We start from the raw sequence: 6,592 nt of genomic DNA, 5'->3' as shown, positions 1-6,592 counted from the left end.
TTGTCGGTTCCCGCCTTGTTTCTGAAACTAGAGAAAAAGCCAATGCAATTGGGAATAGCGAGGAATATCAAGAACTTTTTAAAACGATGATGGTTTACAACCGACCAGTCGAAAAAGAGTAATAAAAAAGGTTGTGCAGTGTGTTGCTGTAGTTCTTCGTCGGGTGTCAGTTTTTCGTACAACGACTACGATAACTGGAATACGAATTCGAATGTCAGTTCCTGATTGTCAAAAAATATTTAACACTGCAAACCCTGCCACTCGGCAAAAAATAAAAAAAAACTTGTAAAGGCGTTGGTACTTATGGGAAGACGACTTTTTAATGACAAGGCTAAAAATATGAAAAGATTAAACAATTTATTTGAAAAAATCATCAGTATTGAAAATCTAACCCTTGCTGATTTGAAAGCACAAAAGGGAAAGCGTGAAACTTACGGTGTGATTCAGCACAATAAGAATTCCGAAAACAATATTTTGAAACTTCACGATATGCTGATTAGCAAAACTTATAAAACGTCACAATACGATGTATTTAAAGTTTTTGAACCCAAAGAACGCGACGTTTACCGCCTTCCATACTTTCCAGACAGAATTTGCCATCATGCAGTAATGAACGTTTTAGAACCAATTTTCGTAGCAGTTTTTACAGCTGATTCTTACAGCTGCATCAAAGGCCGCGGAATTCACAAAGCTTCATTTAACTTGAGAAAAGCGTTAAAAAACACTGATGAAACCACCTATTGCCTGAAACTCGACATCAAAAAATTCTATCCAAATATTGATCATGATATACTTAAAGCGTTACTCCGGAAGAAATTTAAAGATGCTGATTTACTTTGGTTGCTTGATGAAATTATAGACAGCGCACCAGGTCTTCCGATTGGAAACTACTTAAGTCAATATTTAGCAAATTTCTACCTCACTTATTTTGATCACTGGATCAAGGAGCAGCTCAGAATAAAATATTACTTCAGGTATGCAGATGATGTCGTAATACTTCATAAAGACAAAGAGTATCTGCACGAAGTTTTAAAGCTCATTAAAACGTATTTTAATGTTAATTTAAAACTTGAAGTAAAAGAAAACTGGCAGGTTTTCCCGGTGGAGAAAAGAGGGATTAATTTCGTTGGCTATGTTCATTACCACACCCACGTTTTACTGCGAAAATCAATCAAGAAACGATTTGCCAAAATGTTGAAAAGAAAACCCCGCAAAGAATCGATTGCTTCTTATTGCGGATGGTTAAAACACTGTAATAGCAAACATTTAACTAAAAAACTTCTTGCTGATGTTCAACTTTAAGGATTTTAATATTACACCAAAAGAAAACAAGTTTATTGGAAAGAAAATGGACGTTGATGATGTGATAAATGTTGAGATTGCTGTGCTAAGTTTTGAAATCAAAGATTCCACAAAAAAGCAAGGTACAAAATACCTCACTTTACAAATTGAAATCAACGGAAACAAGCGGATCGTTTTCACTGGATCAAAAAACTTGATAGACTTAATAAGTCAAGTACCTGATAACGGATTTCCATTTAAAACTACAATTAAGAAAAACGATAAAAGATTAGAATTCACATGATATGACCGATGAAATCTTCATATTAATCCTGAAAGCCCGGCTGAAACAATATTACCAGGAAGGTAAATCAGTGGGTTTAGAGCTTCGTGCGCTCGTTGCGCAGTTCCGGCAGGAAATTGAAGATGACATTCTGAAATTTAAGTACAGAGAAAAAAATGAAAGTAACACTAAAAACAGATCCAGAAACGCTGTTTCTCATTCACAAGATCACCAATGATCAGTGCCAAATGATAGCGGCCAATATCGGCAGAAAAGCGGGTAAATCGATGCGGATGGAACTATTTTCCATACTTACGCAAAGATGTTTTTCATACACGCAAAATCCCAACGGTAAAAAACTGCAGCTCACGCTGAAATATCACTTAGCCGCCTTGCTTTATGAGTTGATAACCGACAATAATAAGTTTAACGGGATTTATGAAAGCAATAAAATTGAAATATTTAAAAACGAATTACATCAAAAACTTTTATGAGAACCTTCATAGCAAAACATCAGAAGACCGGTCTTAAAATCACTTTTAAATTTGGTTTAAACGGCGTTTTACAGATTGTGGAATTTGAAGGCGACTGGGAAGCCGAGAAAATTAGGAAAGTAGCGTCAAACATCACTGCTACTGTGGAAGATATGCATGCAAAGATGCGCGCGCACGATCTGAAATCCGGGTGGATCTTCGCAGAGCTGACCGACGTGAGCTTTGCCAACTTTTACAAACAGTACCCGCGCAAAGTGGGACTAAAAGAAGTAACCGAAAAAGCCTGGAACAAATTGGGGAATGTAGATAAGATGGAAGCCATCCTGTTTATCCCGGAACTCGTGAAATTAAAGTCGGACGGAACCGCGTTCCCTTATCCGGCATCATACCTTAACAAAAAATACTGGAAGTAAAATGAAAGAACTAATAATTACAGAGTCTATGGAAACTCAAAGTCGTTTCCGAATACCGAATAAAAATGCTAGATTTTGGTTTTGGAAAGATAATTTGGGAAACAAAGGATATTTACGTGCAATTACTGAAATGGAGGCTATCGATAGATTGGATGAGGCTTTTCCACAAAGAGGTGCATTAACTTGGATTTCACAGCAAGAATATAAAGCAATATGAACATTAAAGCCATCCAGCGCCGGGATTTTATTGACACGTTCCGGAAACCGCAAGATCCCAAAACCGTGGGAAAATTTATTAAAGAATTAAATAGAATACAAAAACTGAATAATGCAAATAAACGGCTTTGAATACAGCAAAGAAGAGGTCTTGGAAGCTTTGGAAAGGAAGGGTTACCGGATAGTGACAGCAACCTTTTACAACGAAGAGCATATCCACGGAAGCACTTTCATTAAGCACCACTACAGTACAGAATGTGCGCTATGCATTGGTGATCAAACGCCCAATGAAGCGAACGAATGGCATCTAATTGCTAAAAAAGAATTTGAAAAAAAACCCGGAAAACCGCCGCTGATTTAGTGTGCGGTTTTTTTTATAACTTTGATCAAAATTACAACAATGAAAAAACTATTACTCATTTTCCTGTTTATCTCCGGGTTCGGATTTGGACAGATCACGGAATATGCAATAAAACTAAACAACCTCTCATCTGCGGAACAGGCAAAGGAAGTTGCCGATGACATTATGAACGGATTCAGCAGTCCGAGAAAATTTGCGGAACAATATGTAAACTATGAAAAATATATTGTTTTCAAATATTACGATACGGCAATCCCAAATGAAGAAATTGAAAAAGACATGAAACTGACTTATTGCAAATTGTGTGATGAAGTCAAGTTTATGAGATTTTTCCGAGGAGCTGATAAGGATTTAGGAATTCAGGGAAATGAAACGTATTCATTAAAATATGTTAGTGGTAAATATTTGGATTTGTTTCCGTGGTGGGAAAAGCATTTTGCAAAAGGAATAGGAAAAGAAGACTTATTGGATAAAGAAAGCAATAAGAGATATATCGAAGACCGGCAGAAAAGAATCAACATCCGTTTTGTAAAAAACGGGGATGATTGGGAAATCAGAAATATACATTAAATAAAAAACCGCTAAAATAAGCGGTTTTTTTGTATAAACTATTGTAAATATGGAATATACTTCCATATCTTTGCGATAGGGATGAATTTTTATGGTTAAACCTTTACAGCGCAATACATTACTTCGATACAAAAATATTCGTGATATCTATCTGCAGCACAAGACGGAAGATATCCCGGACACCCGAATCCTGAAACGCTATATATACCCAAAATACCCTATTTCCCGCACTACACTGAATACCATTCTCAGCACACCGATCGACAAACTGCTGGCAGAGCTTAGCAGTTGTGAACCCCAATAGAATACATCACCCTGATTTCCTGCACACCATCATCCCGGCGCACTTGCGAAATTCCGGTTCTGATCAGTTTGCCCGTTCCGGGAATTGGATTCCATCCGTGTAATTGATTGTGAATTGCTTGTACAATATCCCATACTTCCCAGGACTGAAGTTTCTGTATCATTGGCGCTTTAAAACTACTGTTGGTAAGCTTCAGTTTTGCCACGGTAATTTCGATGTTTGCAGTCGCTTCCTGCCGGTTTACCGGTAACGCTTTCGGATCTGTTCCGATATTAGAGAACACTGCAGAACTCAGCGAGATTAAAGTGCACGGCCATTTCACCGGGATTTCGTTTCCATATAGATCCAGCTGTCCCCAGTTTTCATCAACATACTTTATTTCGGCGTTTTCAGCGATTTTGTTTTGAATTGCTTTCAGTAATGCATCCATGATTATGGTCTTAAATTGTTTAAAATAATGTTATTGAGTTCGGTAAGGTGGTTATCTACCACCCCGGAAATAATTTCTCTAATCCGTGGGTGTGGTCCTATCACACGCCGGGACGGAATCTTTATCTTTTTTCCGATCGGCATTAAAGCCAGTGCTTTGAACTGCGCAGCTTCGATGCTCAGCGCCGTGTTCTTTTTTGTTTTGGCTGCAGCTCTGGATTTCACATTGTAAACGATTCCGCCGGAAGCCTGGTAATACATCGCCCAGAAATAGCGTTTCATTTTCGCGGTTACCGTGATCTCACCGCCTTCATTATGTATGGAAGCATACGGCATCGAGTTGGTAAATGCAATCTTTTCGCCTTGGATCTTCGCTATATAACCACGTCTTAGCTTATTGGTTCTGGCCATCATGGATCCTTTGTTATTGATAAGTGAAACTTTCGGCCACGCCTGGTCAAAAAACGCCTTCCGCTCAAAGTTCCGGTCAAATTCATCCATCAGCTCGGTTTTGACGTCTTTGATGATATTTTGATGAAAAGTTTGTAAATCCATTGTCAATTTAAAATAAGTTGTAACTTTGTTATATGGAAAACGATAAAATAGCTTTAACGTTTGCTGAATCAAAAGGTTTTATTTCTGTTGATTTTCAAGAGAAATGGAACGGCTTTGATGTGTATATTGCTCAACCTGAAGACATGATTATTATTGGCTATCCAACTTTTATTCTAGTAAAGGATGGCGTTGCTCGTGAAAATAAAACTTCAGAAATATACAGTCTTATGCACTTTACCGAAGTATCTCCGGATACCACAGAAAGTTTAGGGTAATTTTTGAACAATACCATCTATTATATCTGTGTTTAACAGTAGATTATCTACTCTTAGCACATTTACGCCATGCAACAGAGATATTTGTTTACTTAATTCAGTCCATCTAACTATTTTACCATTCTGCGGATCATAAAACCTTACTTTTCCATCGCCTATTCGCTCTAATGTTATTATATGTCCGCCGTTAGATTTTTTCCATCCAAAATCAATATGATATCTACCGACGTCTTTTGTAAAATCATTTAATTCCTTTGACAACTGAACAATTGACTTAGATTTTGTTCGTCCTCTTCTATCAGTGCCATCATAACCGCCAACTTTTGTTTTTGCAGGCATTTCCCCTTTTTCATTTAGCCATGCCCAGTTTGTCTTATAAGATAGTTTAAATGGAATGTTATCCTTTTTTTTAGTATTTTCCAATGCTGTAACATCATAGCCTCTTCGACGTAATTCATTTGACACGACACAGGATTGGCAATTTATAGTGTATCCATGACCTTTTCCATAATTAACATTTCCTTTTAATTCGTTTGCTTCTTCAAAAGTCATTTCTTTTCCTTTTGTGATGCTTAATTTTTCTTCAATTATATTTTGATTTACTACAGCTTTCACCTCTTCCGAACCCTTCAATTTATTATACGGATGTTTCGGTGGGAATACCTTTTGTTCCATTCCGGGATTAAACCTGAAGATCTCGCTTCTGTTTTTTCCGTCCGGTCCTATTTTGGTGGTGGCACGGTCACCGGCTGCATTGGCTTTTTCAGAATCAGAAACTGTGTATTTTTCTTTAAGAACTTCCACGGCGGTACATCTGCAGCGCCAACCGTTCGGCGGATAATAGGACATCCAGAACGGATCATCTACCGGAAGTGTAGTATCTTGCAGCACGGCATGATCATCACGAACTCGGCTATCATTCGCCGTTCTATACTGTAAATTATATCTACCGTCCTGGTCAATTGCCGCCCAATTGGCAGCACTCTGTGAGCTCGATACCGCAAACTGCCATTCCGCTTCCAGATAGTTCTGATTGTACTTGGAATTAACTTTATTGAAATCATTGGCAAAAGCATCGAAACTGCGGATCTTCCCATCTTCCATGAGCATGGTTGATGCTTCCAGTAATTGAGCATGTGTTCTTAATCCGGAAAAAACAAAAGTATCATTCTGCAGCTTTGCCAGCATTTCTGGCGGGATGTCGTTATCGGTAACTGCCGAATTAAAAACTTTATTCGTTTCATCGATGAGTTTTTGATACGGTTTATCTTTGAGATCTTCCGGGCTGTACGATCCTTTTTCATGAAGATGTTTAAACGCGTTTTCAGCAGCTTTTAAAACTGATTTAAAAGTAGGTCCGTCTGAGTTCGCAGCAAGATTGAGTTTCTGACAGCTTTCGCAGCTGCAGTCA

12 protein-coding genes are annotated in these 6,592 nt (G+C 37.9%); 9 read left to right on the top strand and 3 right to left on the bottom strand.

The genetic code is table 11. The features are described 5' to 3' along the window. The first annotated feature begins 339 nt into the window (after nt 1-339). The 8 genes from L0951_RS11960 (at nt 340) to L0951_RS11925 (ending at nt 3,618) form a co-directional block, all read left to right on the top strand. A complete protein-coding gene (locus tag L0951_RS11960; protein WP_234111491.1) occupies nt 340-1,302 on the top strand; it encodes a reverse transcriptase/maturase family protein in 963 nt (320 codons plus the stop codon). After that, nucleotides 1,289-1,585 carry a hypothetical protein gene (locus tag L0951_RS11955; RefSeq protein ID WP_234111490.1) on the top strand — a complete coding sequence of 99 codons (297 nt, stop codon included), beginning with the start codon at nt 1,289-1,291 and terminating at the stop codon, nt 1,583-1,585. The genes L0951_RS11960 and L0951_RS11955 overlap by 14 nt, the downstream gene beginning before the upstream one ends. Nucleotide 1,586: 1 nt before the next feature. Further along, nucleotides 1,587-1,802, top strand: a complete 216-nt coding sequence (locus L0951_RS11950; protein ID WP_234111489.1) for a hypothetical protein — start codon at nt 1,587-1,589, stop codon at nt 1,800-1,802. Then, the gene (locus tag L0951_RS11945) at nt 1,741-2,058 is read left to right on the top strand and encodes a hypothetical protein (RefSeq protein WP_234111488.1); all 318 of its coding nucleotides are present in this window, start codon (nt 1,741-1,743) and stop codon (nt 2,056-2,058) included. Before L0951_RS11950 ends, L0951_RS11945 begins: the two co-directional genes overlap by 62 nt. Then, nucleotides 2,055-2,471, top strand: coding sequence for a hypothetical protein (locus L0951_RS11940; protein WP_234111487.1), 417 nt, complete (start codon nt 2,055-2,057; stop codon nt 2,469-2,471). Before L0951_RS11945 ends, L0951_RS11940 begins: the two co-directional genes overlap by 4 nt. A gap of 1 nt (nt 2,472) precedes the next feature. Further along, nucleotides 2,473-2,688, top strand: coding sequence for a hypothetical protein (locus tag L0951_RS11935; protein ID WP_048500541.1), 216 nt, complete (start codon nt 2,473-2,475; stop codon nt 2,686-2,688). A gap of 111 nt (nt 2,689-2,799) precedes the next feature. Further along, nucleotides 2,800-3,048 carry a hypothetical protein gene (locus L0951_RS11930; protein WP_234111486.1) on the top strand — a complete coding sequence of 83 codons (249 nt, stop codon included), beginning with the start codon at nt 2,800-2,802 and terminating at the stop codon, nt 3,046-3,048. 39 nt (nt 3,049-3,087) lie between these two features. Continuing rightward, nucleotides 3,088-3,618, top strand: a complete 531-nt coding sequence (locus tag L0951_RS11925) for a hypothetical protein (RefSeq protein WP_234111485.1) — start codon at nt 3,088-3,090, stop codon at nt 3,616-3,618. A gap of 281 nt (nt 3,619-3,899) precedes the next feature. Here L0951_RS11925 and L0951_RS11920 read toward each other — a convergent pair whose 3' ends face one another. After that, a complete protein-coding gene (locus L0951_RS11920) occupies nt 3,900-4,352 on the bottom strand; it encodes a hypothetical protein (RefSeq protein WP_234111484.1) in 453 nt (150 codons plus the stop codon). 2 nt (nt 4,353-4,354) lie between these two features. Further along, nucleotides 4,355-4,906: a phage virion morphogenesis protein gene (locus L0951_RS11915; protein ID WP_234111483.1), complete on the bottom strand. Its 552-nt coding sequence runs from the start codon at nt 4,904-4,906 to the stop codon at nt 4,355-4,357. A 32-nt stretch (nt 4,907-4,938) separates the two neighbouring features. On the opposite strand from L0951_RS11915, the gene L0951_RS11910 reads away from it, so the two are divergent. After that, complete coding sequence (locus L0951_RS11910) at nt 4,939-5,181, top strand: hypothetical protein (protein ID WP_234111482.1); 243 nt, start codon at nt 4,939-4,941, stop codon at nt 5,179-5,181. On the opposite strand, the gene L0951_RS11905 is transcribed toward L0951_RS11910, so the two are convergent. Further along, nucleotides 5,173-6,369: a phage minor head protein gene (locus tag L0951_RS11905; RefSeq protein ID WP_234111481.1), complete on the bottom strand. Its 1,197-nt coding sequence runs from the start codon at nt 6,367-6,369 to the stop codon at nt 5,173-5,175. The genes L0951_RS11910 and L0951_RS11905 overlap by 9 nt on opposite strands. Nucleotides 6,370-6,592 lie beyond the last annotated feature (223 nt).

The organism is Chryseobacterium sp. R2A-55 (genome assembly GCF_021401085.1).
Lineage (GTDB): Bacteria > Bacteroidota > Bacteroidia > Flavobacteriales > Weeksellaceae > Kaistella.
This window is presented reverse-complemented; position numbering and strand designations above follow the sequence as displayed.